Here is a 26,714-nt window from a genome sequence, read left to right on the forward strand (position 1 = left end):
AACTATGAGTGAAGGGATAAAGGCCTTAGTAGTGGAAGCCGCCTTCAGCTTCCGCCTTCTCAAAGGCGCGGGTAGCAATAGGAACCATGCGTGCCTTACGCGGGAGGATGGAGAAGACGCCACGGACGGCGCGGGAGAAGATCTTGAGCTTGCGCTCATCCTTCTTGGTCCACTCCCAGCCAATCTTGTTGCGCAGCTTGTCTGGAATCATGCCGATTGCAACCCACAACAGCAGGCGGGATGCGTAAGGTGCAACGGGCTTCCACAGCCAGTTGGGCACCTTGGGATCTGGGGTGTCGAGGGTAAGGCCGTTGATGATGCGGGAGCGCTCGATGGTCTCGCTGATATCGAGGTTTTCGATCATGTTGTCCACGTACTCTTCAAATTCAGCGTACGTCTTGGGCGCATCGTCGGGCTCTGCAACCCCGTAGAAGGTGTACCAGGTACGGGTCTCCTGGAAGAGCTGCTCGCGCTCCTCTGGGGTCAGAGGATCCATGAAGTTGCCGGCCAGCTGGTACGGCATAGCAGCGAAGGTGGCGTGTGCCCAGTAGTAAACATCCGGGTTCAGCGGGTGGTAGCGGCTTCCATCTGGGTGGGTGCCCTTGATGTCCTTGTGGAAGTCACGAATCATGACGCCAACTTCTGGGCCTTCGTAGATCGTGCGGATGATCGGGAAGGCGGAGCGAACCAAGCGCGCAACCTCGTTATCGAAAACGTTGGAGTGCTGCACTAGAGACCGGCTGATGTCACGCTGGGCAATCTGCAAAAGACCAGCAGACAGTGCGACGAATGCGGAGCGCCAGTCACCAAAGCGCTGCCACAGGATGGAATCCGGACCCAGCTCAGGCAGGTTATCGGTGTTGTTATCTGCAGTCTGGGTGTGCTTGTCGTTTACAGTGCTTTCAGGATTGCTCAGAGTAGTCATTACGCCTCCTTAAGGGCAGTAGCGGACTTTTGATGTTTCTGGCGTTCGGACGAGGCGGACTCAGGGGCGTAGTTGGATGCTCGCTTGAAATCATGGGCCGGTGCATCGAACCCTGCGAGCACTTCGCGGATTCCGCGTACAGTGCCGGGCTGAACCAACCATTTATCGTGCTTGACGGTTAGTTCGCCTGGTCCACGAATTTCGAGCTGGCGGACGTAGCGGCGGCAGTGATCGGCGCGGGCTTCGATGACAGCTAGTGGGCGACGCTTGAGGTAAGAGTCGCGCGGGGTGGGGCCGTCAACAAAGAGGGCATTAGGCAGCCCAAATACCTCTACACCGTGGTGGAGGTACATGTCATCGACGCTGGCCTTTGACCGTCCCGGTACGGAAATCCACGGGGATTCCTCGCCGGTGGCGCGAATCAACACATCGAAAGCTTGGGTTTCCTGACCGGAATCACCGAGGTAGGAGATTTCCCATTTGCCTTCTGCTCGGTCGAACTCGGCACCAGTAACGGCGGTGGAACCGCGGAACTCGGCGCCACTGGCAGCAACAGCCTCTTCAAGGTGGCGTATTACAGAAGCTGGCGAGCCATCAGTTTTGGTGAGACGGAGGTACGGGGTACGGAAGTGGTACTTCCGGGAAACCTCAGTGGCTTCAGCGGAATTGAAGTGACCGCCGATGTGTGGTTCTTGTTCAAAAAGAACGGTGTCGAATCCAGAGAATGCGCATTCAGAAGCTGCGGCGCATCCGGCTACTCCGGCACCAACCACTGCGACAGTCGGTCGGCGGTATGGCTTGAACATACTGTTCCTTTCGAGTTTCACAGGGCGCTTACTGGCCGCTGTGTGTTGTGCAATTTATGCATTCAGCAGAACACATTTCTGAGTATGTTGTGATCGTACACACATACCCTTTGAATGTGAAGTGAGTTACTGAATTTAAAAGGTGGCTGCTTATGCTGCGCAGTACTCAGGGGAGGAAGCGCAAGGCCTTTCCTAAGCGCAATGCGGAGCTCAGCAAAGTGCCGTAGTACTTATTGGGAAGCCAGCTTGGCCCGCGCATCGGCATGATCCTTTGCGAGGAGATATTCTTCGCTTCTGTATATTTGGTCAGACCCTCGTGGCCATGACGGCGGCCAACACCGGACTCCTTGACGCCACCCAACGGGGTGGAAATCGAGGCCCATGTGGAGGCGTAGCCGTCATTGATGGTCACGCTGCCTGCATCGATTTTCTCAGCGATGCCCTGCGCGGTCTCGGGTTGGCCGAATACAGAGGAGTTCAGGCCGTAGGGCAATTTATTTGCCTGCTCGATGGCCTCTTCGACATCGCGCACGCGTTGCACGTACACCACAGGGCCAAAGACCTCTTGCTCTGCAAGCTCGGCGCCTTCACCCAAATCAGTGAGAACCGTGGGTTCAAAGTGATAGGGGCCAATATCCGGGCGGGGCTTGCCGCCAGTAATAACGGTGGCACCCTTATCCACCGCATCGTCGACAAAGTGCTGCACCACATCTAATTGGTTTTGGCCGATGAGTGAACCCATCGTGTAGTCCCAGTTCAAACCGGAACCAAGTTTGATGGACTCGGTTGCCCGGCGGAATGCGTTAATGAATTGATCGAAGATGGCATCGGGTACGTAGATGCGTTCAATCGACACGCACAGCTGGCCCGAATTGGAAAAGCAAGCGGTAGCGATGGTGTCAATATGCTTGTCGATGTCCGCATCCGGCGCGATGATCATAGGGTTCTTGCCGCCCAGTTCTGCGGAATATCCAACGAGGCGCTCGCCTACAGTGGTACCCAAAATCTTGCCGGTCTTGGTGGAACCGGTAAACATCAGGTAATCGCAGCGTTCGGAGATAGCGGAGCCGACGACTCGACCGGAGCCGGTAACGATCTGCAGCAAATCCTTCGGCAGTCCTGCTTCCCTCAAGAGGTAGAGGGAAATCAGGTTAGAAAACGGGGTGGATCCATCGGGCTTGGCCACAACGCCATTGCCGGCAAGTAGTGCCGCAACGGCATCGGAAATGCCCAGTGCTAATGGGTAGTTCCATGGGCTGATTTGCCCCACAACACCCTTAGGAACTCGCTGCAAGTGAGTTTTGGTGATGAGCGGAAATGCGCCCGGCTGCTTCTGAGTGGCCAGTAGCTTTGGCGCATTATTTGAGTAATAACGCGCGTTATTTAGTACATCGAGTACCTCATCAAAGGCGGCCGTGCGGTCCTTGCCGGTTTCCAATTGGATGAAGTCCGCCAACAGCTCGCGGTGTTTAGCCACGAGGTGGTGGAAGCGCTTCATTACCTTTACGCGCTGCTTAACGTCGGTATCGGCCCAGGCCTTTTGGGTCTGACGCGAACGGCGGAAAGCCTCATCTACGTCTTCTTCGGAACCTACTCCAACCCAGCCTAATTCTTCTTCAAATAAGGGGGAGTGGACCGCTTTGCGTTCGCCTTTATCCAGCGAGCCGGTGGAGTAGTTAGTGGTGAGATGTTGTAGCTCAGTTAGTAATTGCTGTGGCAAGGGCCGTTCTTGTAGACGGCGTGGTAAAGACATGTAATGCACGCTCCAGAAAGATCAATGAAAAGGTTCGTGAGCTAAAAAGCTCACGAACAATTGGGAAGCCGGTGTGTTTTAGAACGGGCAGCCGGCTGCACGGCGTGCGGCTACTGCATCATCGGAATCCGGCTTGTCGGTAGATTCCGCGGTGGCAGCAGAGTCCTTAGCCTGGGCGGCGTTGTAGCCTTGGATCTTCTTCGGCTCCTTGTACTTGCCCTCGATCATGCCGTTCTTGATCATCAAGGAACGACCCGGCTCCATGTAGCGCTTGTCCTCAGGGAGGTGGTCCATGATGAAGCGAACGGACTTAGCGATGCGGTCGAAGCGCTTCTGGTCGCGCTTGGTCCACTTCAGATCCAGGATGTCGCGGTACTTCTGCGGCAGGGTAGCCACAGTCAACCAGATGGCGCTGCGCATAATGGGCTTCCAGATAACCTTCCATACTGCCTCTGGAACGCCTTCCGGAGCTTTGACCGGCTCTACGCGTGCGGTGCGCAGTGCGAAGTCAACGGTCTGGTTGCGCTCGAGCACGGTGTCTGCCATGTCATCCATGTACTTGATCAAGTCATCGTAGTTATCGATGACCGGACGCTCAGACATGCCGTACTTATCCCACCAAGTCACGCCCTCGCGAACGATTTGGTCGCGCTCTTCCTTGGTGAACGGGGTACCGAAGAGTTCCTGGGCGTAGATAACGCGGTAGACGAAGGTAGCGTGTGCCCAGTAGTAAGTCTCCGGGTTCAGGGAGTGGTAACGCTCGCCATTTTGCAGCGTGCCCTTAATGGTGACGTGGTAGTCGCGGATGCGCTCACCGATGTCCCCATCATCGTAGATGGACTCAATAATCTGCGGCGTAGAGCGCTGCAGGCGAGCGAAAGGCTCGTCGAAGAACTTCGAGTGGTCCAAAAGGGATTGACCAATCGCTGGGTGCATATTCTGCAAAATGCCGGTGTAGCCGCGCAATAGCTGCAGGCGGTTATCCGAGCCCCACTTCCACAACAGGGAATCCGGGCCCAAAGGAGCGCGGCGCAGCTCGCGCTTTTCTTCCTTCTTGTCCTGAGCGTTTACTTCTTCCGCACCGGACTGAGTGGAATCAATGTGGGTATTTTCTTCGTTTGCCTGTGCATTTTCGGGTTTCAGTGAGTTGGACAATTCGACCCTCCGTAGTCGATAAAATCTGATGGTTGTGAAGCGTAACACACACCGGTGCACACTTATTACATGGCGCACAAATTTGGGGGTACAGTGTTGTGTGCTGCAGGTTTAGTGGGGGATTGGAAGTTGACAATGGCAGGAGTGCGATAATCTTCTTTAAACACATGATCTGGGCTACACCGTTGCGGGCGTATTTAATTGCACCCCTTTTTGTGTGACGTGTCTCAGGTAGTGCTAACGTGTGTTCAAGCTCATTTTATCAGTGGATTGCGTAAGTCTATTTCTCATCGTGGGCTTGTATATCTCTTGCCGCGGTAAAGAGTGGGCTGAAAATTCACCGTAGACGGGGGACGCTGCTAAAACAGGCAGCTACCCCGCCTTTTCAATTCCACAGAAAGGTTCCTTCATGGGCAGGATTAGTATTCCAAAGTTTGCAACCGCACTGGCTGCCGGGCTTGCAGCTTTTGGTGTAACAGGTTTTGCGGTAGCCCAAGGTGGCTTGACCGCTAATATCGCACTTTCAGGAACCTTCTTTAAGGTGAACATGAGCCACCTAGAGGGCGAAGGATTGTCGATCTTCGTTGATAGGGACAAGATGGGAGAAGAAACCATCCCCGCCGCGCGCTTGAAGTTTGAGCACGCCGTGGCTTCCAATTTGTGCCTGTCCGCCAATCTTCCTGATGTCCCAGGCATTGGCGAGACCACCTTCGCCCTCCGTGCGAATGGTGATGACAGTGTGGAGGTAGAGAATCTCTTGGTTGGTGCTACCGATATTAAGGGTCAGCTGGATCTGACGAATGCCAACGTGGGTGTTGACGCCAGCCAGGTTAATGACAAGGCAGATCCAGGTTCGTGGGGATTGTACGCGCAGAAGGTGACCCTGAGCGCGGACGATATTCGTACGACCTCGGTGGGAGCAGAAAGGCTCGCTGCCTCTGGTGTGAATGTGACGGTGAAGAGGGGAAGCAACAACAATGGCTGCTAAGTCTTCTGATGATGAGACTTTGCGCATGCCTGCGGTGAACGAAACCGGTGCCGATAACGGCGAAGCTGCACGCAGCGCCCAAGATTCCACCCATGAGCCGGCCGAGAAAACCGCTGGCGAGGCCGCCACTGGCACTGATCACGCTAGTGCTGCGGAGACGAAGGCCGACGACACCGCTAAGGCTGGCGCTGAAGCCACGGCCGCGGCGGAAAGCGATGGAGACAACGCATCGCAGTCGGTAGCGGATGCGGTTAAAAGCGCTGGTGAATCGCAGGACTCCGCAGCGAATAACAAAAATGACAAAGCCGTAACCCGAGTGGCTCCTAAAGAGAGCTGGTGGAAGCGGTTTAAACACTGGCGTAAGCGTCGTCCGTTCGCGGGTGGATTGTTGCTTATCTTGTCCGGCATCGCCATCGCAGCGCCGGCCTATATTACTGTGCGCATTTCTGATCTGTTGGTCATGATTTCCACGGTGTCGGGCGTTTCGACGCTCCTTATTGGTGCGGCACTTATCATGTTCGGCCTTGGAGCTTGGTTTCGGCAGGAGACCTCGTCTTACCTGGGTGTTTTAGCCATCTTGGTGGCGATCATCGCGCTTCCCACCACGAACCTGGGCGGCTTCGTGATCGGCAGCCTTTTGGGCATTATCGGTGGTGCGCTCTCATTTGCTTGGCAGCCACAGGATCGCCAGAAGTCTCCAAAGAAGCACAAGAAGAAGAAAAAATCCCAGGCCAAAGAGCTGGCGGGTTCAGTATGAAGCTATTCAGGCTGAGCTCACTACCGCGTCGTCGCTCCGCTCGTGTGGTAAAAGGTAGTGTGCTCGCAGTGCTCTGCGCTTTTACCGCGGTGTGTGCGGTGAACCAACCTGAGGAAACCCGTGCGCAGGAAGGCTTGGCCTTAGCGCAATCTGAACTCAGCACGGTGACTGCTGATAATGTCACCCTGACTGGAAACGTAAGCGCCTCGCTTATTACTGTGCCTACCGCACAGGGTGAACAACGAGCACTGAAACTCGTAGGTGACAAGTTGGCCGCGCGAAACCTCGCGTTGACCCTGCCCGCGGCTGTGGGGCAAGGCAAGCTAACCACTGGTGACGTGGAAACCACCGTCACGGACGGGCCGGTCACCGTCCTGACCACTGGACTACAGACAACGCCCGCGGTGGTGGATCACCCCACCATTCCGGTAAACGTCGATTTATCCAACGGCGATCTCAACGCGGTGCTTGATCAATTGGGCGTTCCCGACCCGCACGTGGTGCCCGATGCTCCTATCCCCAACGTTTTGATGGAGCACATTTCGCTACAAGATGTCACCATGGAGCTGGTCAACCTGCAGGGCGCTAATTTGCACGCCCCGCAGGTCCAGCTCAACGTGCAGTAACCACGCTGCAGCTTCCCTTTAAGCCTTATTGAACTGCGATTGGTGCAGGCACCAATAGGCGCCCTGGGTTTCAAGGAGATCATCGTGCGAGCCCTGTTCGACGATGGTGCCGTTTTCCATGACGAGGATGAGATCGGCATCGCGAATAGTAGACAAGCGGTGGGCGATGACGAAGGAGGTGCGATCTGCGCGCAGTGCGTTCATCGCTTCTTGGACGAGTACCTCAGTGCGGGTATCGACCGAAGAGGTGGCTTCGTCGAGAATGAGCAGCGCGGGCTGGGCCAAAAACGCGCGGGCAATGGTGATGAGCTGGCGCTCGCCGGCCGAGATGGCGCCGCCGTCTTGATCGATAATGGTGTCGTAGCCCTCGGGCAGCGCGTGGACGAAGCGGTCCACATAAGTCGCTTTAGCTGCGGCGATGACTTCCTCATCCGTCGCGTCCAAGCGGCCGTAGCGAATGTTGTCCATGATCGACCCTTTGAAAAGCACGGCGTCCTGGAGCACCATGCCCACCTGGGAGCGCAGCGTCTGGCGGGGCATGCGGGCGATATCGTGCCCGTCAATGAGAATCTGACCGCCGTCTAATTCATAAAAGCGCATCAGCAGGTTGACCAAGGTTGTTTTGCCGGCTCCGGTGGGGCCGACAATGGCCGCGGTCTGGCCGGGCTCCACGCGCAGGTTGAGGCCGGTGATGAGTTCTTTATCCTCCGAGTAGGAGAAATCAACGTCTTGGAACTCAACGAGTCCGCGAGCGCGGCCGGGGAGGTCCTCGTCGGTGGTGTCGGGGGATTGTTCTTCGGCGTCGAGAAGCTCAAAGACGCGTTCGGCCGAGGCCACGCCGGATTGGACCTGCTGCATCATGCCACCAAGCTGGCCCAGCGGCTGGTTGAACTCGCGAGAATACTGGATGAAAGCAGTGGCTGCGCCCAAAGTCATGTGGCCATTAGCCACGCGCAGGCCACCCAAGACCGCGATGGCAACGTAGGACAGATAGGACAGGAACTGCATGATTGGCATCATGCTGCCGGAGAGGAATTGTGCTTTTGCCGCGGAGCGGTAAAGCTCTTCGTTGCGCTTATCAAATTCCTCCGTCATAGCTTCTGTGCGGCCGAAGACGATGGCAAGGTCATGGCCGGAGAAGGATTCTTCTACCTGGCCATTGAGCTGGCCGGTAGAGCGCCATTGCGTTTTGAATTGGCGCTGTGAGCGGCCGCCGATGACCCCGATGACTAGGGCGGTAAGCGGCAGAGCTAGGAGAGCAACCAGCGCGAGCTGCCAAGAAACGCTAAACATCATGATGGTGATGCCGATGACCAACAGAGCGTCATAAAACAGCTGCGAGAGTGCTTGCTGCAGTGCCTGCTGCACGTTGTCGATGTCATTGGTGGTGCGTGAGAGGATATCGCCGCGCTGCTGGGAATCAAAGTAATTCAACGGCAGCGCATTAATCTTGGCCTCTACCCGCTCACGCAGGTCAAATACGGTATCCATGCTCACCTTGTTGAGAATGGCGCCCTGCCACCATTGGAAGCCGGAAGAGACGATGTACATCGCGATTACGGTGATGATGAGCGTGCCCAAGCGGTTAAAGTTAATGCCTTCGCCAGGGATGAAATCCATGGCGGAAGCCATGTCCGCGAAGCGGTCCTGTCCTTGAGCGCGCATGCCATCGATGGCTTGTTGGGCGGTTATATCGGTGGGAAGGTTACGGGAAATAACTCCGGCGAAGATGACGTCCATGGCCTTGCCCATGATTTTTGGAGCCACAACGGCTAAGAAAATGCAGACAACATTCATAGCTGCCACGGCCCATAGGCTGCGCTTAAATGGAGCAAGCAAGGAAAAGAGGCGTTTGATGGAGGGCCAAAAATTCTTGGCTTGGCGGGGTGCAGATTCCCCCATGACGTCAGGAGCGTTATCCGTGGGCTCGGCGGTGGAGGCGGTATTTTCAGCCATTAGTTCTCGCCTCCTGCAGCAGCGGCGGTTTCTTGGGAATCAACAATTTCTTGGTACACCGCGCAGCGATCGAGAAGTTCTTCGTGCGTGCCACGGTCAACAATGCGTCCGGCATCGAGTACCAGGATTTGGTCGGCATAGCGGATAGAGGCCACGCGCTGGGCGACGATTATGCTGGTCACCGGTTGCTCACGCTGTGCGAAGGAAGCCTGCATTGCGGCGCGCACCTTGGCATCGGTAGCCACATCAAGGGCAGAGAAGGAATCGTCGAAGAGATAGACCAGCGGGCGGGCGACCAGCATGCGCGCGATGGATAGGCGTTGGCGTTGGCCGCCGGAGACATTGGTGCCACCTTGAGCGATAGGCATGTCTAGGTCCTCCACGAAATCCGCCTGGGCTACGCGCAGCGCCTCCCAGAGCTCCTCATCGGTAGCTTCTGGGCGACCAAGACGCAGGTTGGAGGCCACCGTGCCGCTAAATAGGTAGGCCTTTTGTGGAACGATGGACACGCGCTGGACGATGTCCTGGCGGGCCAGGGAGGTGGTAGGGGTGGCGTCGATAAGCACTTGGCCCTCGGTTGGGACATAAAGGCGCGGGATAAGGGAAATGAGGGTGGTCTTGCCCGCGCCGGTCGAACCGATGATGGCCGTAGTGGTGCCGGGCTGGGCGGTAAAGGAAATATTTTCTAGCACTGGCGCATCCGCACCAGAATAGGAAAAGCCCACGTTGCGGAATTCCACCGTGCCCGTGGCCGTGTCCGGGGTAGTTGTAGTGCTAGGCGGAGTAATGGATGGTTCGTGTTTGAGGACCTCGGTAATGCGGCGTGCACAGATAATGGCGCGGGGCAGCATCATCGCCATGAAGGTACCCATCATGACTGCGGCCAGGATCTGGAGCAAATATTGCAAGAACGCCGTGAGCGAGCCGACGTTGACTAGCCCGTCATCCACGCGGTGACCGCCAAACCACAGCACCGCGCCCGTGGCCACGTTGAGGATCACCGTAATGAGCGGGAACATCACCACGAAAAGGCGGCCAATGTTCAGGGACAGGCGGGTAATTTCCTTATTGGCTTGGGTAAATCGCTCGGTTTCATAGGCCTCACGCACGAAGGCGCGCACCACGCGAATGCCGGTAATTTGCTCGCGCAGGGTGCCATTGATGGCATCCAGCTTGTCCTGCATGATGCGAAAGAGTGGCATGAGACGGGCAATGATGACGGAAATCGTGCCGAGCAATACTGCCACGGACACCCACACCAGCCAGGACAGCCCGGCGTCTTCGCGCATGGCCATGATGATGCCGCCGATGGACATGATAGGCGCGGTCACCATGAAGTTGAGCATCATCATATAGACCATTTGCACCTGCTGGATGTCATTGGTGCCACGGGTGATAAGCGTAGGCGTGCCAAAGCGGCTCATGTCCTCAGTAGATAGGGAATTAACGTGGCGAAAAACTTGGCTGCGTAAATCTCTGCCTACGCCCATGGCGGTGCGGCTGCCGCACCATACGGCGCCAATGGCGGTGATGACTTGGGCAAAAGCAACGGCAAGCATGATCCCACCGGTGTGCCAAATGAAATCCACATCGCCTTGGGCCACGCCTTCATCAATGATCTTGGCATTCAGCGATGGGAGGTACAGCGTGGCAGCTGTTGACAAGGCCTGCAGGACAAGTACCGCGATGAAATACGGCGTATACGGCGCCGACCGTGTAATGAGAATGCGAACCAGATCCATGGACTCGCGCCCCTTTCCTTGCCGTGGCTGGGTAGCCGTGCAAGTTTATATCTAGGGTGAGCGGGGCGCTAGTCTGAGTCTTCCTTTAAATCCCCACATGCGCCAGCTGGGCGCGGGTGATGACACTGTTCCAATCCTCGAAGTCTTCGAGGGGGGTGCACAAACCTTCCCAAGTGGTGACGGCCACGCCGCGGGCCTTGAGCTCGAGAATGAGCAGATCGCGGTCGCCAGCGGCAGAAAGGCGGTGGATTTCGTTATGGGTGATATCGCCGTCGGGCCCTACGCGCACGTTGCCGATGAGACGGAGCCGGGGAGTGGTGCCGGGGCCGCAGTGGGATCCTGAGACGGCGTCGGCAAGCACGCCCGCGAGGCCGGCAAAGCGTCGAAGTAGACCGAATGGTGCGGTACGTTGAGTAATGAGGTCCACACACATGCCAGCGCTGATAAGCTTTTCGGCGGTGGATAGGGCGGACGGCCCCTCCCCGATGATGGCTATACGCTGCATGGAAGTGCCTCCTTGGGTGGGGCGCAAATACCCCGCAATAGACTGTCTTGTCTGTAAATCTAGTCCGCTTGGTACGGATTGGAAACTTTTTATTCGCACCTCCCGCCAAGCTCAGCGGCTTTTCGCGCATAATCTCCTGCACCGCCTTGGGGTTTTGCCTAATGTGTGACGGCATGAACCCAACAACGAACCTGCTGGACGGTGGCAAGAACTACCGTGACCCCAGCATCTCCCCGGAAGGCACGCGGGATACCGCGCCGCTGGACGCCGAGGTAGCCGCGCGCAACCAGCAATTGGTAGACCAGTGGGCGGATAAGCTGCACGATGCCTCTGCCGAAACCATCACCGAATGGGCCGCCGAGCACGCTCCCGGCCGCCTTGCGGTGACCATGTCCATGGAAAATACGGTCTTGGCCGAGCTCGCCCACCGCGCCGGGCTCGATGCGGATCTGCTTTTCATCGATACTGGCTGGCACTTCCCGGAAACCCTCCAGGTGGCCGATGAGGTAGAAAAGCGCTACCGGGACCTGCCCCTAGTGCGGGTGCTGCCGCTATTGAGCCCAGAAGAACAAGACGAGGTCTACGGCCCGCGCCTGTATGCCCGCGATACCGCGGCCTATAACCGCATGCGCAAGGTGGAACCGCTAAATATGGCGATGGACCCGTATGCCGGCTGGGTTACCGGCCTGCGCCGCGCCGATTCCGAGCACCGCGCCACCGCCCCGGCGCTGAGCTTGGATCGCACCGGACGATTGAAGATATCGCCCATCATCACCTGGGATTTAGACGATACGGACCGCTATATCGAGGACAACGACCTCATCATCCACCCACTCACCCTGCAGGGATACCGCTCCATCGGCTGCGCCCCGCTGACCTTCCCAGTTGGCGAAGGCGAAGATGCCCGATCCGGGCGCGTATTTGCAGACGGCAAGACAGAATGCGGGTTACACGAATAATGAGCACACTTTCCCCACACCTCAAAGACCTTGAAAACGAGTCTATCCACATCCTGCGTGAGGTGGCCGGCCAATTCGACAAGGTAGGCATCCTCTTTTCGGGAGGCAAGGACTCCGTCGTTGTCTTCGAGCTGGCCCGCCGCGCCTTCGCTCCGGCCACGGTTCCGTTCGAGCTCCTCCACGTCGATACCGGGCATAACTTCCCCGAGGTCATCGACTTCCGCGACCGCCTCGTGGAAGAATCCGGTGCCCGCCTGCACGTCGCCCGCGTCCAGGATTGGATCGACCGCGGCGACCTCCAGGAGCGTCCCGATGGTACCCGCAACCCGCTGCAGTCCGTGCCGCTGGTAGAGACCATCGCCGAGCGCGAGTATGACGCCGTATGTGGTGGCGCCCGCCGCGATGAGGAGCGCGCCCGTGCCAAGGAGCGCATCTTCTCCATCCGCGATTCCTTTGGCGGCTGGGATCCTCGCCGCCAGCGCCCCGAGCTCTGGGATCTGTATAACGGCGGCAAAATGACCGGCGAAAACGTTCGCGTATTCCCCATTTCCAACTGGACCGAGTCCGATATTTGGGAATACATCGGCGCCCGCGAACTGGAGCTGCCCTCCATTTACTACTCGCATGAGCGCGAGGTATTCAAGCGCAATGGTATGTGGCTAGCCCCTGGTGAATGGGGCGGCCCGGCCGAGGGGGAGGAGCTGGAAACCCGCACCGTGCGCTACCGCACCGTGGGCGATATGTCCTGCACCGGCGCCGTGGAATCTACCGCATCGACGCCGGATGAGGTGCTGGCGGAGATTTCCATTTCCACCCTTTCTGAGCGCGGTGCCACCCGCGCCGATGACAAACTCTCCGAGTCCGCCATGGAGGACCGCAAGAAGGAAGGCTACTTCTGATGACGACCACCCTCGCGCCGAATGTCGGCGCCCTCAAGCAGCGCGATACCCTGCGCCTGTGCACCGCCGGCTCCGTCGATGACGGCAAGTCCACCTTCGTCGGCCGCCTGCTCTATGACACCAAGTCCGTGCTTGCAGACCAGGTGGAGTCCATGGAGCGCACCTCCACCGACCGCGGCTTCGACGGCATGGACCTCTCTTTGCTTGTCGACGGTCTGCGGGCCGAGCGCGAGCAGGGCATTACCATCGACGTGGCTTATCGCTACTTCGCCACGGATAAGCGCACCTTCATCCTCGCCGATACCCCGGGGCACGTGCAGTACACCCGCAATACGGTCACCGGCATGTCTACCTCCCAGGTAGTGGTGCTTCTTATCGACGCCCGCCATGGCGTCGTCGAACAAACCCGCCGCCACCTCAACGTCGCCGCCCTCCTTGGTGTGCGCCACGTGGTCCTCGCGGTGAACAAGATTGACCTCGTGGACTATGAAGAGCAGGTCTTTCGCGATATCGAGTCCGAGTTCAACCAGATCGCCGCGCGCTTGGGCATCACTGATACCACCGTGGTGCCGATTTCCGCGCTCAAGGGCGATAACGTGGTCGAGCGTTCCTCTAATATGCCCTGGTACACCGGACCGACTGTCCTCGAGGTGCTCGAGACCGTCCCCGTGGCCACTGGCCGCGCCGATGAGCTGGACTTCCGTTTCCCCATTCAGTACGTCATCCGCGAGCACGCCTCCGATTACCGCGGCTACGCCGGCCGCGTGAAGGCAGGCTCCATCTCCGTGGGCGATGAGGTTGGCCTTCCCGAAGGCCGCACCAGCACCGTCACCCAGATTGACACTGCCGACGGCCCCGCCGACTCCGCCACCACCGGCGACTCCGTGACGCTCTTGCTTGCCGACGACATCGATCTCGCCCGCGGTGATCTCATCGCTGGGTCCCAACGCCCCGCAGCCACCCGCGAATTCGATGCCACAGTCGTTGGCCTGACCGAAAAGGACATCAAGCCCGGACAGATGCTCAAGCTGCGCTACGGATCCTCCCTGGTCAAAGCCCGCATCGCCGCCATCACTCGCACCCTGGACCTCGATGGCGTTTCCGATTTTGAGAACCCCGAGTCCGTCGCCATGAACGACATCGCCCACATCACCATCCAGACCCAAGCCGAGCTCCCCGTCGAGGACTACGCCGCCCGCGGCGCGGTGGGCAACTTCCTGCTCATCGACCAATCTTCCGGCAACACCCTCGCCGCCGGATTCGTGGGCCACCGCCTGCGTTAGTTGTTCTTCGTGCCGCTGCTGCTCTCACTTCTGTCACCGCGCATCATAATGATGCCCGTGACTCCGAGCAGTAGCGGCGTGGAGATACCGAACACCGTAGGCCCTACTACGGTTAAGTTCACGCTCAGCAGGACAACCGCCGCCACCAGAGCGAAAGCTCCGAACTTCTGCTGAAACGTCTTCTCGCTCATTACTATCTCTCCTTCGGCTACGCTTTGGCCACGATAACCTGCTCCTAGTTCCCCGCGAAAGCCTAGAACGCGGCCACTTTTGGCTGCCGCGCCCCTCTAGGCTTTTGGTACTTATGGGAAGAATACTTCTCCCACAGCGGGGCCTAGCTCTGAGAAAAATTCTGGAGTGTTGCCGGCGACCTTTCCCTGCCATTGGATTTTGTCATCTTCGTTGTAGTCCAATGCGCTGGCCAGCGTATCTCCGGCTAATCGGTCTAACCAGCCTTCTATAGCGGTTTCTTCTTCCGACATGGCAGAACCAAGTCCCGGAAGAACCGTCATTTCCACTCCCACATACGCAATCCCTCTCGGTTTCGAGACTGTGAAAATGGCGTATGCGAGTCCTGCAGTTCTCCACACCGCCCGAAGCTCTACTGCAGCCGGAGAAAGCCCATTGTCTCCTGCGTAGTATCGCTTTAGTAGGCAGTTCATCTTCTCCGCGAATTCTGTTGAATTCCAGCCATCAGTCACCTTCATTATTCCTCTGGGGATAAGGTCTTGATATTCACGGCGGCGATTAACTGTTTAAAGAGCCCAGATTCTTTTCTAATTTTCTGCATTCCAGAGCTTGCTGTATTCGTCCGCAATCAAGGGCCACATAAAAGAGCATGCTTCGTCGTAGGAGCGTACATCGGTAATGGCATGGCCGCTGATAACTAGGTCGTGGTAAATCAAGCGACCTGATTCATCATGGCGTTCCTCTGGATCTGGAAACCTTAATGCCAAGTGTCCATTGCAGCGCTCAAACACGTGGCGGGAGTTTTCAAAGCCCGAAAATGCCTCAAGATATGGCGGCAATGGGTCCTTATAGCCGCCATCGAGTAAGAACTTATGGCCCCAGTGTTTGCCTCGCGTAGCCCAGATTATTTCCATCGCGGCGACCTTTCGAGAATGTCGTTGTCGATGCTCTCGCGCAATTTCATGACGAAATCTGTAAGCAACAATTCCTTAAATGCATGCTTTTCCACCGCATTCTTTCGAGCCTCGGCAATCACCGGAATGGCTGCAGACATGAGCGGGTCAACCAGACCAGCGATACCTTGAGCCTTGGCCAGGAAATTAAATGGCATCTTGTTTACTTTGCCAAGCATCGCAAAAGCCGATTGTGCTATACCAAGTCCCCTTTTCACCATCTTTTCGTCCGCTAGGCCAGCCGGGAGAAGGCGCAATACATTCCACCGCTGGTAGCGCTGGATAGGCAAAATCGTAGATAACGGAAGCAAGGCGTCGACGCCTTTGTGCTTTTCTAAATCAATTGTGCCGTTCTTGAATTCAGCTGAAGAGATGACGATGTAGTCCTCTCCGACGGATAGAGCCTCGTCGCCGTTGACGAAATCTGCCAGAACTTTGCGCAGCGCGTTCAGTTCATCAGCGGCATGAAGAACGACGAGCTCATGGAGCCTGTGCGCATCCAACTCCGGCATGAGGTCGGCTTTAGAAAGCGCGATAACCCAGATGCGGGGAAACTGCTCCAGCCGTTCATTGTCAGCAATGATGTCGGATTTAATGCCCAGCAATGTGTTCCGGAAGGTGCCGAATAGTGACTTGAGGTAGCGATCTTCGTCGCCTTCGTGGTCGAGCAGCTTTTGTGCGTCAACCAAAACCAGAGCGACATCTGATTGGATCAGCTGGCGGAAAGTATGAGCCCGATCATTTCGTTCGCTTTCAGAGCTGACCTCTGACTCGAACCATTCGCCTGGATAGTCATGCCAAGTAATGCCAATGTGCGAAGTCTTCTTCTTCGCGTCCAAGGGCTGTGACTCTGGTACGAATTTAAAACCGAATGGAGAGGAAACAAACTTATCCTGCATCGGAGCTTGGGCTTGCTCCTTCATTCCCAAGTATTTTTGGAGCAGTTTATTTCCGCGCGCAGAATCGTCCGCTAAGAATCTGTACCCGTTCTTATGGATAGTCGATGGCTCGTGGAAGCGGCCAAAGAGTGAGGAAAGAAGGACTGTCTTTCCGCTTCCAGCCTGACCAAAAACTGCGATGTGCTGGTGAATTTGTTGTTTGCTCATAGTGCGAAAATACATCAGCTGAAAACATCATGCCTGACGCCTGCGAGAAATTCTTCAGAGGCCAAGGGGTGGGTAAAAGCGGTGGATTGATTACGCCTTTAGCTGCCTACAGATGTTGGCGGTACGTCGCCGGACATGATGACCTTTTTCTGGCCTTCATCCCAGCGGAAGCCAGCGTCAGTCGTACCGGAGCGGTTCGCGTTGCCTTCGCCTTCGCGCGGCCAGTGGTAGGTTACCGCGATCTCGGAGTCACTGACGCGCTCAATAGTGGGGGCGAATCCATAGGGCTTTGCCGTTGCGGTGCCTAAATATTCGCCATGGTTAAACAACATAATGTGGAAGGGTGAAGAACTAGTTCCTCCCTCAACCATCAGCGTTTCCCACGATAGAGATGCACAGGGATCGTAGCCTGAGGAATCGAAAAGCTGCCATCCGATGGTGCCCCACGGAGCTACTTGGGATACGCCCTCGGAGAAAGCAGCTTGGGCATCTGCCGCGCCACACGACGAAGTGGTGTCGGCTTCTGGGCTCGGCTGCTCGTCATCCATCATCACGTTCGGTGGCACCGGCCGAGTAGGTTCTTCTTCCGCCGCAGCAGAGTCAGTGGACGATTCTTCCGGCTTGGCATCGCTACTTTCTTCCGTAACGGACATTGACGCCGACTCAACCGAAAACTCCTGTGCGGTTGTATCCGACGTTTCGTCATCGCAGGAAGCCAAGGAGAAACTAATAAGGGCGGCGCTCGCTGCAATGCTTATACGGCTTATTCGGCCTAGGTGGGCAGATGATTTAGGCATAAGATATTGCTTTCAAATTGAGGCGGTAGATGAAAAGTCAAAGGGGTGCACGCTGCGTTGTAGCGGGTGTAGGGAGACAACGCAGCAGAAGGGGAGTGACAGGGAATCGAACGCGGAATCGGGGTTAGCAGGGGTCAGAGAAATCCGCGTCATTATTGAGGGATCGGGCATTGCCGCCGTATTTAGCCTTGAGCTCGCAAACCTTTTCCACGCTGTGGCCGGCTTCATAGATGATGGCATAGACAGAGCCGCTCTCAGTACGGCTGCGCAGGGAACTACATGCGCCGCCCCGGATTATCTTGGAACCTGGGTACTTTTTGTGCACTCGGTAGGGCTCGGAAATCGGATCAGTTGCCGGCGGGATGATGACCGATTCCGCGATGAGTACGTAGCTGCCATCGCATTCGCCGTACCAATAATCTTCTGGCGGAAACTCCTCCTCGGCGGTAATGGGCCTGTCGCGAACCTTTGGAGTTTGCGTTTGCTGTGCATCGCAGAGTTGGAGCTGGTTGGTCAGCTGCTTCGGGGCGCCAGCCGTGTCCAACTTGCCCTTGTCGTAGCACTGATTGACGGAGTCTCCAGTCGTATTGTCAGACCGATACAACTTCCACTCATTATCGGTCCAGTAGAACAGTCCATAATTTGAGGATTGCTTTTGGGCCATGTAAAGCCAGGTGCCATCGCAAAACAGCTGAAGCGTGCCAATTGGAACGTCCATTAGGTCATCGGCTAGCGTTCCACACTTCTCTTCTGCGGAAGGTCCAGTGCTAGCGCTCTTAGCTTGTGTAGACGCAGCTTTCTTTTCAAGAGTGGATTCTTCTTCAGAAGCCGCTCCTTCGGTAGTTTCGTCGCTGCTGTTTTCTTGAGAATGAAAATTCGGTTCAGCGCTGCTCGAACCATCAGAATCCTTGTTTCCCGTTAGCGCCCAGGCGCCACCGCCAATAAGCGCAATGATGGCGAGAGCGGCAACGACAATAATGGCGGTGCGCGTGCCTTTGCTTGAAGATTCAGTGCTTGTTCCTGTGCCGGGGTCCTGCATAGAGGAGGCAGGCCCGTTCGAATCTGAAAGTGGGGTTGAGTCTGGTGGACCCCAAGAATTCTTGTCGTTCAAAGGTAAGGCTCCTTTGTGCGCTGTCCAGAAAGAGAAATGCGAAAGAAAGAGAATGATTAAGAATCATTCCGCGTCATACTATAGGCATAAGAGTTGCAAAGATTCTCTCGAATGGGACTATGAAAGGGGTATTTGCAACGTGCCACTTTTCTATTATGTAACTCGTAGGGATTAAGTACGTCATAATCTGTCTGACTGAAAAACCAACAGCGACCAAGCTGAGAAGTCCCAAAACCTCCTAGAAGGGCTTCATCTGATGCCTGCTTTCCGAGACAAGACCCAAATGAAGGAAACCGGGGAGGCCAATGTCCGGCTTAAGTCCAAGCATGACCAAAAATTATTTCCCCAATGAGGGGGAGAAAGGAGCCCTCGTGGGGCTGGACCGCAATCTCAACGCCGCGGAATTGCACGCAACTCGCAACCGGGTGAGTGTGTCCCCGGATCTCATCCGTCGCTTGGGTAGTGCCCTAGGCTATGACGCTATCGAGGCCTTCGGCTCCGAAGCACAGTCGGAATTGAACCAGGTCTTTGATTTGGGAGACATCATCGATCTGATGCTGCTTAGCCAGCTGTCGGACATGGAAGTCGCGCCGGGAATGGAGCAGCAGGTGGAGGGGGACGTCGCCAAGCAGCTGCTGCGGCGCATCAGTGCTGGTGATTACTTGACGCGCCGACAGGTGCATGACCGCCTGCCACGGGCGACGGTGATGCTCTACCGCATGGGGCATCCGCGGCTGTGGGCTTTTGCTGCGCGCCAGCGCCTGCCCCAGGACGCACACAAGGCAATTCCGGGGTCCTTTCACCGCGATATCACCGGGCCGTATACGACGCCGGAAGAGGCATGGCTGGGCATGTACGTGGCAGATGCTACGCGCCTGGGTGAGCTAAATACGCAGGTAGAAGATGCGGGGCTAGACGAGGACAGACAACAGCGCCTGCGGCTGGGTATGAGCCTGGCTGATACCTACCGCCAAGTCTGGAGCTCCGCGCGCGGTCATTGGCGCGTTAGCCCTCAGACGCGTTATATCGTGCCTTCGCGTTTTGGTTATTGCCCCTTTGTTTTCCGTGTGGCCGAGGGCGGGTGGCGCCGCGATTCCTTCGATGGGAGCCACGATCGCTTTATGGCCACTGAAGGCTATTGGATTGACGTGGAGCGCGAGCGGCTCATTCACCTTGGCGCGCCTGATCCGCACGACGCCTGGCTACCCACGGCACAGGTGGCCGCCGAAGCCCCCACGGAGGCCGACCTGGCGGTCGCGCGCGTGCTCAGCGGGAAAATTATCGCACTCGGTGCTGGCCAGAAGAATATTACGATTCGCCTGCGCCAGAAGAACCGCACGTTGAACTTCGATTAGGGCGGGCAGGTATTCTCACAGGCATGGAGAATCTCAACGGACGTACCCTTTTCGTCGCCGCTGTCGATGCGGAGGCCGCGCACATTCCGGAGGGCGAGCCCCTGCTCATTACTGGAATCGGCACGGTTCCAGCGGCCATTGCCTTAACGGAGGCTCTTGCCGACGCCCGCGCTAATGGCGCCCTTCCCGAGCGCGTGGTCAATATCGGCACGGCCGGCGCGCTTGTCGACGGCATGGCTGGCGTCTTCGAAGTAGGCAAGGTCACCAAACACGACTTCAAGCTCGAGGTGCTTACCGATATCAACCGCTACCTGCTGCCAGAGGTCATCGAGCTGGAAACCTCCGGCCGCTTGCCGGTTCGTGGGCTGGCCACGGGCGATATGTTTGTCTCCGATACCGCCCTGCGCACTGAGCTGGCCCAAAAATCCCAGCTCTGCGACATGGAAGGCTATTCCATTGCCGCAGTATGCCAGCGCTTCGACGTGCCCTGCACCCTGCTCAAGCAGGTCTCCGATTCCGCGAATGAGGAGTCCAAGGGCACGTGGGCCAACGTCCTCGACCGAGGCGCGCGCCAGCTCGCCTCGGCCGCTACGGATCTAGGCTTTCTGCGCTAAATACTAAAGCGCGCCGGCGGAGGGCCGGCGCGCTGCTTGTGGTCGCTGAGTCTTAGCTCAGCGGGCTCATGGACTGGTAGAGCTGCTCTACCATATCGCGTGGAGTCTCGTCATGTTCGTAGGTGACGTCGCTGAAGTCTTCAGGATCATCCTTGGAGCCGGTGATGATGTCTATATCTGAAGGCTCGACTTCCCCGGAGCGCAGCGCAGCCATTTCGGCGTGGTAGCGCACGACAACGGCAATGGTTGCGGCCACGGGGACGGCGAGGAACGCGCCAACAATGCCGGCCAGGGTGGAGCCAACGGTCACAGAGAGTAGGACGACCGTGGCGTGCAGGCCCATGGCCTTGGACTGCAGCAATGGTTGGAGGACGTTGCCTTCTACTTGCTGAACGATGATGATAACTGCCAAAGCAAGAAGCGCGTTGGTTAGTCCATTGGATACCAGAGCGATAATAACTGCCAAAGCACCGGCGGTTACGGCACCGATGATGGGGATGAAGCTGGCGAAGAAGGTCACCACGGCGATGACGAGTGCTAACGGAACTTGCAGAGCCCACAGGCCAAGGCCGATAAGTATAGCGTCCACCATGGCCACGGCGGCTTGGGCCTGGATAAAGCCGGACAAGGTCTTCCAGATGCGCGCGCCCAGCTCAGTGACATGCCAGCCGGTGGAGTTGCCGGTGTACTTGCGCAGCCAGGGCAGGAATTTGTCGCCATCTTTGATGATGAAGAAGGTGACAAAGAGCATGATCAGCGCGGCCACGACGATGGAGCTGGCCATGGAGAAACCAGAGATGACGCCGGTGGCGATGGTGGATGCTTGACCCTTGGCAAACTTGACCACGTCTTGGAGCACGGATTGCAGCTGGTCGCTTCGGATATCGATGGGGGATTTTTCCACCATCTCCGTCAGCTGGTTAATGCCATCCTCGGCTTGGTCAATGAGCGTTTGGCTTTGGCTGGTGACCACTGGGGCCATGGCGGCAAAGACGCCGCAGAAGATAATGATCAGGCCGAGCAAAGTGCTCACGGCCGCGAGTGAGCGCGGGAATCCCTTGCCGCGCAGCCAGGCGCTGACTGGGTAGAGCACCGTGGAGACAAGGATGGCGAGCAGGACAGGGAGCAGGCCTACCCAGATGAACTTGAGCAAATAGCCCGCCAGGGCCAAGCCGGCGACGATGAGGATAAAGACCACCGAGACCTTGGCCATGGTGCGGAAGTCCTTGGCCAGGATGGCAGATTTATCATCGCGCTCAGCGGGGTGCTCGCTGGCGGCTTCTGCACCGAGATGCGCATCATCATAAGCGACGAGGGTATGCGAATCTTCTTCGCCTGGCTTCTGGATTTGCGTTGCGGTGCCTTGTTCCTGCGCAGACGGGCGCTGGGCCTCGTCGCGGGAAGATGAATTATGTGATGTAGACATTGCTTACCACTATGCCACATAAAACGTGCAGCGCATATACGAAAAGGAGGTAGCGGCCCACGGGCGGGACGCTACCTCCTGGGAGTGCCTTTAATGCGGCGGGAGATTACTCCTCGCGCAGGTTGCCTACGTTGCGGATGATGCCGAAGCGGTGCATGGTTACAGAGACTGCCTGCTCAAGGAGGTAAGGGATGAGCTCACGGCGGCCGTCGGCAAGCACGGGCTGGTCCAGCACCACGGAGTTGGAGCGCACTGCGGACTCGTAGATGGAATCCGGCACGGTGCCCAAGGCGCGCACGCGGGAGGAGGGGGCATTGGCCACGTCGGTGGCAAAAGCCTCGTCGGTAATGGCCTTGATATCGAAACCGAGGTCCTGCAGCTGGGTAGCAACCTCCGGGGTGGCGGAGATTTCCGTTGCAGTACCGGTGATGGCGGCTGCCAGCACCTGGCGAGCAACTTCGCGCAGCGCGTAGCCCTCGCCCACACGCACGCGCAGCTTGGTCAGTAGCTGACGGTAGCGGAAGATATTGGCCTCAGAGACCAACCCGGTGCGGTCGTGGTTGCGGCCGAACTCCTCCTGCCAAGCCAGCTGGTCCAGCTCTGCGGCGCGCCATAGCCAAGTGATGTCGTCCTCGGTGAGCTTGCCGGAGAGGTTATCGCGCAGGCGGTGCAGCGCGGCGAGGCTAGCTGGAGCGATGTCCACATTGCGTGGCTTGAGCTCGCCATCGGCCCATTCACCCATCTGCGCCACGTAGTTCGGGCCGCCGGCCTTAGCACCCGGGCCCATGACGGACTTCTTCCAACCGCCGAAGGACTGGCGCTGCACAATCGCGCCGGTAATGCCGCGGTTGACGTAGGCATTGCCCACCTCAACGTTGTCGATCCAGTACTCAATCTCGGCGTCATCAAGCGAGTGGATGCCGCCAGTCAGGCCATAGCCGGTGTCGTTTTGCCAGGCAATAGCCTCTTCCAACGTATCGGCGTGCATGATGCCAAGGATGGGGCCGAAGCACTCATTCTTGTGGTACCAGGAGCCCGGCTGCACATTATCGCGAATGCCCGGGGACCACAGGGTGCCTTCCTGGTTGAGCTTTTCCGGCTTGAGTAGCCACTTCTCACCCGGTTCGAGCTGGGTGAGGCCGCGCAGGAGCTTCTCGCTTGGTTCCTCGGCCAAGCCGTTCATGGTCGTGGTGATATCAAAGCCCGGGCCCGGCTTAAGGGTCTTGACAGCATCCAATAGCTGGGTGCGCAGACGCTCGGACTTGCCTGCCGCGCCGACGAAGATGACCAGGGAGGCCGCCGAGCACTTCTGGCCAGAGTGACCGAAAGCGGAGTTGTAGAGGTCATCGATGGCCAAGTCGGGGTCTGCCGCTGGGGTGATAATGAGCGCGTTCTTACCGGAAGTCTCTGCCATGATGTTCATCTTGGGCTTCCAGGAACGGAAGAGTGCACCGGTATCGGACGCGCCGGTGAGGATGACATTGTCTACATCATCGTGGGAGAGCAGCGCCTTGCCGGCCTCGGCTTCATCAGTAAGCACCAGCTGCACCAGATCCGGATCGAGGCCCTGCGCCTCGAGGGCGGTGCGGAAGGCTTCCACCACGAGCTTGCCACAGTGAACTACCTGCGGGGCTGGCTTGACGATGACCGCCGAGCCGGCCGCCAAGGATGCCGCAATGCCGCCGGTGGGAATGGCGATGGGGAAGTTCCATGGCGGAGTTACCACGGTGACGGTGTGCGGGGTGAACTGGGAGTAAGACTCCTCCAGCAGGCGCGCGGACTGGCCGTAGTAGGTGCAGAAATCAATCGCCTCAGAGACCTCAGGGTCGGTCTGAGTAACGGTCTTATTGGCCTCATATGCGGCCACGGAGATGAACTTGCCGCGCTGGGAAGCAATCTCGTCCGCGACTGCCTCGAGGGCCGCGGCGCGCTCGGCGGCAGGACGCTTACCCCACTCGGTGCCGAGCTCCTTGGCGCGGGCGATGTGGCTTTCTACCGCGGCTGGGTCGGTGACCTCTGTGATGCCGTGTTCGCCCGGGTTGCGCTTGAGCGCTTCCTGTGCCCACTGGCGGTTCGGGGCAAGAGCCGGGTCAGTATCGGCCTCGTTGGTAAAGCGGCCGGTGCGCGGTGCCTGGCGGCCATCCTCCTCGAGGCGGTTCTGGGTGCGGCGGGCGCCAGCGAAGGTGTCCCAGCGCTTGGCGACGGCCCGACGGAACGTCTCTTCCTGGTCCGCAAGCGGCTCCTCGCCTGGGGCAAAGAGTGCGTAGAGGAAGTTCTGCGGTGCGGAGTTCTCTTCCAAGCGGCGTACCAGGTAGGACACGGCGACATCGAAGTCTTCTGCGTGGACAACCGGGGTATAGAGGATCTGGCGGCCGTCAAAGACCTTGCGCACCGCTGCCTGCTGCGCTGGGGACATGCCCTGCAGCATCTCCGAATCCATCATGTGCAGCACGCCGCGCTTCTTGCCCAGCTCATAGGCCATTGCCGCGGTATAGAGGTTGTGGGTTGCTACACCGATGCGGACGCTATCGGCGTACTCTTCGCGCAGGATGAAATCCAAAAGGCGGTAGTAGTTGGCATCTACGTCGAGCTTGTTGGTGTAGGTAGCCAGCGGCCAATCGTGGACCTCGCCCTGCACGGTTTCCATGGATAGGTTCGCGCCCTTTACAATGCGCACCTTGACCTTGCCGCCGCCCTTAGCCACGCGCTCCTTGGCAAAGTCAGCGACATCCTTGAGCGCATCGAAGGTATCTGGCAGGTAAGCCTGCAGCACGATGCCGGCATCTAGGGTGAGGAACTCCGGCTCGCTGAGCAGCTCCTTGAACAGGCGGATGGTCAGGTGGAGATCGTGGTACTCCTCCATGTCCATGTTGATAAAGACCTTGTCGGTGCGGTCGGCAGCAGCCTGATACAGCGGGCGCAGGCGCTCCTTGAGGCGCTCTACCGAGCCATCGATATCCCAGTGATTGAGCTGGGCCACCATGGAGGAAGCCTTGACCGAAACGTAGGTTACGCGTGGGTTCTGGATGAGCTTGAGGGTGCGCTGCGCGCGGGACTTAGCCTCTTCCTCACCGAGCACGGCCTCACCCAGCAGGTTGAGGTTGAGCTGTTCGCCGGATTCGGCGGCCTTGTCCAGAATCTTGTTGAGTGCATCAGACTCGGCGTCCAGAACGAGGTGGCCAACCATCTTGCGCATGTATAGGCGGGCCACCGGCATGACCAGGTTGGGCAGGATTGGACCGAAGAAGCCACCGGCGCCAACGAGCGCACCATTGATGCTGCCTAGGAACGACGGGTCATAGTGGGAGGAAATATCCTTCAGCGCGTGTGCGGCAACCTTGTCATCTTCTGGGCGCATGACGCGGTCGACGAAGTCCATGGTGAACTTCACGCCGTCGTCATCGCGCAGCAGGTCCGCGAGCTGTTCGGTGGCCTTATCTTCTTCGTCCGCAGTGGACTTCAACCAGTCGTGGGCGCGGCTAATCGCTGCGGGCAGGACTGCTTCCACATCATCAGAGATGGGCAAGCGGGTATTTGCAGGAGAAGTCATATGGGTTCTACCTCTATTTCAAACGGGTCACATCCTAGACACCACCCTTCACGCGGGAGTGAAGGTAGATGTATCTGCGCCGGTCTGGAATTGCTGGGCGATACGGCGTCTGGATGGTGAGCGGTGAGCTATGTGGTGCTGCAGGGTGCAGCTGGGTGAGGAGCGAACACGCGGGTGCGCGCGACGCAATGTGAGGGTCGCAGAGATTCGTGGTGAAATGCGATGTTCAGCGGGCCTTTATGCGGGCCGAATGCGGACGGGAGGCCTATCGCTGCTGCGACGAACGCGCGCCAGGTTGGTGTTCAACACTCACCTGCTTTCTATGACGTGACTATAGGGGCAGAGGAAGAAACGTGAGCGGTATAGCGCTCTGACGTGCGGCAACCCTGCAGGTTCAGGCTGCGATTGTTGCCTAGGAAATACTATGAACTTTGGTGTTGTCGTAATTATAGGGAAGCACCAAACGTGATGCTAGTCTCCTTTGCAAAACGGTAACGGGGGTAGAAAAACAAAAAATAAACCCCAGCATGTGGGGTTTAGAGGGGGTATTGACGCATCCGGGGGTAGCCCACCCCCGGATTGTCCAACAATTGGGTTCTAAGAACCGTAGCCGGCCTTGAGCGCCTTCACTGCCAGCTCAAGCCGCGACTTGGCGTGGAATTCACTGAGCAGGGTGGACACATACTTCTTCACTGTGCCCGGTGCATAGTGTGTGCTCTTGGCAATTTCTTCATTGGATTTGCCTTGGCAGACCAGGTCCAAGACCTGCTCTAAAGCAGGCGAGATGTGGTGGTTGTCCTTAATCTTCGCGGTCGCTGCTGCTGTATTAGCGTCGGTGCCCTCAGTGTTCCAATCAGGAAGCTGTTCAAATAGGCGGGTGAGGGATTGCGGGGTGACAACCGTGCCGCCGCGTACAGCCTCACGCACAGTATCCAAAATGTAGACCGGCTTGGAGCTTTTCAGAATATAAGCCGCAGCCTTATTGGCCATGACCTCTTTGAGGGTTTCATCATTGTCCATTGCGGTCATGGCGACGAAGACCGGTGGGTCTTCCAGCTTATTGACCTCACGCAAGAGGGTAGTGCCATCCATCTCGGGCATATGGATGTCCGCGACAATGACGTCAAAGTCCTGCTCCTGCAAAAGCGCGAGAGCGACCTTGCCATTTTCTGCGGTGGCGCGCACCTCCATGTCCTCAGCCGAGGCAAAATAGCGCCCCAAGGCCTCAAGGACAAGTGGGTCGTCATCGACGACCAAGA

The 26,714-nt window shown here is 57.7% G+C and carries 24 protein-coding genes; 8 read left to right on the forward strand and 16 right to left on the reverse strand.

What is annotated here, in order from left to right; translation table 11 throughout:
- Window positions 1–25: 25 nt before the first annotated feature.
- The 4 genes from I6I12_RS02010 to I6I12_RS02025 form a co-directional block, all read right to left on the reverse strand.
- Complete coding sequence (locus tag I6I12_RS02010; RefSeq protein ID WP_200288563.1) at window positions 26–925, reverse strand: oxygenase MpaB family protein; 900 nt, start codon at window positions 923–925, stop codon at window positions 26–28.
- Window positions 925–1,731, reverse strand: a complete 807-nt coding sequence (locus tag I6I12_RS02015; protein WP_200288564.1) for an NAD(P)-binding protein — start codon at window positions 1,729–1,731, stop codon at window positions 925–927. Before I6I12_RS02015 ends, I6I12_RS02010 begins: the two co-directional genes overlap by 1 nt.
- 166 nt (window positions 1,732–1,897) lie before the next feature.
- Window positions 1,898–3,484, reverse strand: a complete 1,587-nt coding sequence (locus I6I12_RS02020; RefSeq protein WP_200288565.1) for a succinic semialdehyde dehydrogenase — start codon at window positions 3,482–3,484, stop codon at window positions 1,898–1,900.
- Between the two features lie 78 nt (window positions 3,485–3,562).
- A complete protein-coding gene (locus I6I12_RS02025) occupies window positions 3,563–4,639 on the reverse strand; it encodes an oxygenase MpaB family protein (RefSeq protein ID WP_200288566.1) in 1,077 nt (358 codons plus the stop codon).
- 409 nt (window positions 4,640–5,048) lie between these two features.
- On the opposite strand from I6I12_RS02025, the gene I6I12_RS02030 reads away from it, so the two are divergent.
- The 3 genes from I6I12_RS02030 (at window position 5,049) to I6I12_RS02040 (ending at window position 7,010) form a co-directional block, all read left to right on the forward strand.
- Entirely contained in the window at window positions 5,049–5,627 is a 579-nt protein-coding gene (locus tag I6I12_RS02030; RefSeq protein WP_200288567.1) for a DUF6230 family protein, read from the forward strand.
- Window positions 5,617–6,384: a DUF6114 domain-containing protein gene (locus I6I12_RS02035; protein ID WP_200288568.1), complete on the forward strand. Its 768-nt coding sequence runs from the start codon at window positions 5,617–5,619 to the stop codon at window positions 6,382–6,384. Before I6I12_RS02030 ends, I6I12_RS02035 begins: the two co-directional genes overlap by 11 nt.
- Window positions 6,385–6,452: 68 nt before the next feature.
- Entirely contained in the window at window positions 6,453–7,010 is a 558-nt protein-coding gene (locus I6I12_RS02040; RefSeq protein ID WP_234288153.1) for a hypothetical protein, read from the forward strand.
- An 18-nt stretch (window positions 7,011–7,028) separates the two neighbouring features.
- On the opposite strand, the gene I6I12_RS02045 is transcribed toward I6I12_RS02040, so the two are convergent.
- From I6I12_RS02045 to I6I12_RS02055, 3 genes are all read right to left on the reverse strand, one after another.
- The gene (locus I6I12_RS02045; protein WP_284698435.1) at window positions 7,029–8,966 is read right to left on the reverse strand and encodes an ABC transporter ATP-binding protein; all 1,938 of its coding nucleotides are present in this window, start codon (window positions 8,964–8,966) and stop codon (window positions 7,029–7,031) included.
- A complete protein-coding gene (locus I6I12_RS02050) occupies window positions 8,966–10,708 on the reverse strand; it encodes an ABC transporter ATP-binding protein (protein ID WP_200288570.1) in 1,743 nt (580 codons plus the stop codon). Before I6I12_RS02050 ends, I6I12_RS02045 begins: the two co-directional genes overlap by 1 nt.
- An 85-nt stretch (window positions 10,709–10,793) precedes the next feature.
- Window positions 10,794–11,213, reverse strand: coding sequence for a methylenetetrahydrofolate--tRNA-(uracil-5-)-methyltransferase (locus I6I12_RS02055; RefSeq protein WP_200288571.1), 420 nt, complete (start codon window positions 11,211–11,213; stop codon window positions 10,794–10,796).
- A gap of 173 nt (window positions 11,214–11,386) precedes the next feature.
- On the opposite strand from I6I12_RS02055, the gene I6I12_RS02060 reads away from it, so the two are divergent.
- From I6I12_RS02060 to I6I12_RS02070, 3 genes are read left to right on the forward strand one after another with little or no spacing between them, the layout of a single operon-like run.
- On the forward strand, window positions 11,387–12,172 hold the full coding sequence (locus tag I6I12_RS02060) for a phosphoadenylyl-sulfate reductase (protein ID WP_200288572.1): 786 nt from the start codon (window positions 11,387–11,389) through the stop codon (window positions 12,170–12,172).
- Complete coding sequence (gene cysD, locus I6I12_RS02065) at window positions 12,172–13,071, forward strand: sulfate adenylyltransferase subunit CysD (RefSeq protein WP_200288573.1); 900 nt, start codon at window positions 12,172–12,174, stop codon at window positions 13,069–13,071. The genes I6I12_RS02060 and cysD overlap by 1 nt, the downstream gene beginning before the upstream one ends.
- Complete coding sequence (locus tag I6I12_RS02070; RefSeq protein WP_200288574.1) at window positions 13,071–14,354, forward strand: sulfate adenylyltransferase subunit 1; 1,284 nt, start codon at window positions 13,071–13,073, stop codon at window positions 14,352–14,354. The genes cysD and I6I12_RS02070 overlap by 1 nt, the downstream gene beginning before the upstream one ends.
- Here I6I12_RS02070 and I6I12_RS02075 read toward each other — a convergent pair.
- From I6I12_RS02075 to I6I12_RS02100, 6 genes are all read right to left on the reverse strand, one after another.
- Window positions 14,351–14,545 (reverse strand): hypothetical protein, encoded by a 195-nt coding sequence (locus I6I12_RS02075; protein WP_200288575.1) that lies wholly within the window; start codon window positions 14,543–14,545, stop codon window positions 14,351–14,353. The two genes, I6I12_RS02070 and I6I12_RS02075, sit on opposite strands and share 4 nt — an antisense overlap.
- A 111-nt stretch (window positions 14,546–14,656) precedes the next feature.
- A complete protein-coding gene (locus I6I12_RS02080) occupies window positions 14,657–15,061 on the reverse strand; it encodes a hypothetical protein (protein WP_200288576.1) in 405 nt (134 codons plus the stop codon).
- A gap of 69 nt (window positions 15,062–15,130) precedes the next feature.
- Window positions 15,131–15,457, reverse strand: coding sequence for a hypothetical protein (locus I6I12_RS02085; protein WP_086588807.1), 327 nt, complete (start codon window positions 15,455–15,457; stop codon window positions 15,131–15,133).
- Window positions 15,448–16,602: a TRAFAC clade GTPase domain-containing protein gene (locus I6I12_RS02090; protein ID WP_200288577.1), complete on the reverse strand. Its 1,155-nt coding sequence runs from the start codon at window positions 16,600–16,602 to the stop codon at window positions 15,448–15,450. Before I6I12_RS02090 ends, I6I12_RS02085 begins: the two co-directional genes overlap by 10 nt.
- 98 nt (window positions 16,603–16,700) lie before the next feature.
- Window positions 16,701–17,255 carry an LppP/LprE family lipoprotein gene (locus I6I12_RS02095; RefSeq protein ID WP_200288578.1) on the reverse strand — a complete coding sequence of 185 codons (555 nt, stop codon included), beginning with the start codon at window positions 17,253–17,255 and terminating at the stop codon, window positions 16,701–16,703.
- 268 nt (window positions 17,256–17,523) lie between these two features.
- Window positions 17,524–18,510 carry a hypothetical protein gene (locus tag I6I12_RS02100; protein WP_200288579.1) on the reverse strand — a complete coding sequence of 329 codons (987 nt, stop codon included), beginning with the start codon at window positions 18,508–18,510 and terminating at the stop codon, window positions 17,524–17,526.
- Window positions 18,511–18,836: 326 nt separating this feature from the next.
- Between I6I12_RS02100 and I6I12_RS02105 the strand changes: the two genes are divergently transcribed.
- A complete protein-coding gene (locus tag I6I12_RS02105; RefSeq protein WP_234288154.1) occupies window positions 18,837–19,865 on the forward strand; it encodes a hypothetical protein in 1,029 nt (342 codons plus the stop codon).
- A gap of 23 nt (window positions 19,866–19,888) precedes the next feature.
- Window positions 19,889–20,479 carry a nucleosidase gene (locus tag I6I12_RS02110; RefSeq protein WP_200288580.1) on the forward strand — a complete coding sequence of 197 codons (591 nt, stop codon included), beginning with the start codon at window positions 19,889–19,891 and terminating at the stop codon, window positions 20,477–20,479.
- Window positions 20,480–20,531: 52 nt separating this feature from the next.
- On the opposite strand, the gene I6I12_RS02115 is transcribed toward I6I12_RS02110, so the two are convergent.
- From I6I12_RS02115 to I6I12_RS02125, 3 genes are all read right to left on the reverse strand, one after another.
- Window positions 20,532–21,905, reverse strand: coding sequence for an AI-2E family transporter (locus tag I6I12_RS02115; protein WP_200288581.1), 1,374 nt, complete (start codon window positions 21,903–21,905; stop codon window positions 20,532–20,534).
- A gap of 106 nt (window positions 21,906–22,011) precedes the next feature.
- Window positions 22,012–25,455 carry a bifunctional proline dehydrogenase/L-glutamate gamma-semialdehyde dehydrogenase gene (locus tag I6I12_RS02120; RefSeq protein ID WP_200288582.1) on the reverse strand — a complete coding sequence of 1,148 codons (3,444 nt, stop codon included), beginning with the start codon at window positions 25,453–25,455 and terminating at the stop codon, window positions 22,012–22,014.
- 597 nt (window positions 25,456–26,052) lie between these two features.
- Complete coding sequence (locus I6I12_RS02125) at window positions 26,053–26,712, reverse strand: response regulator transcription factor (RefSeq protein ID WP_234288155.1); 660 nt, start codon at window positions 26,710–26,712, stop codon at window positions 26,053–26,055.
- Between the last annotated feature and the right edge of the window lie 2 nt (window positions 26,713–26,714).

The organism is Corynebacterium kefirresidentii (assembly GCF_016599755.1).
Lineage (GTDB): Bacteria > Actinomycetota > Actinomycetes > Mycobacteriales > Mycobacteriaceae > Corynebacterium > Corynebacterium kefirresidentii.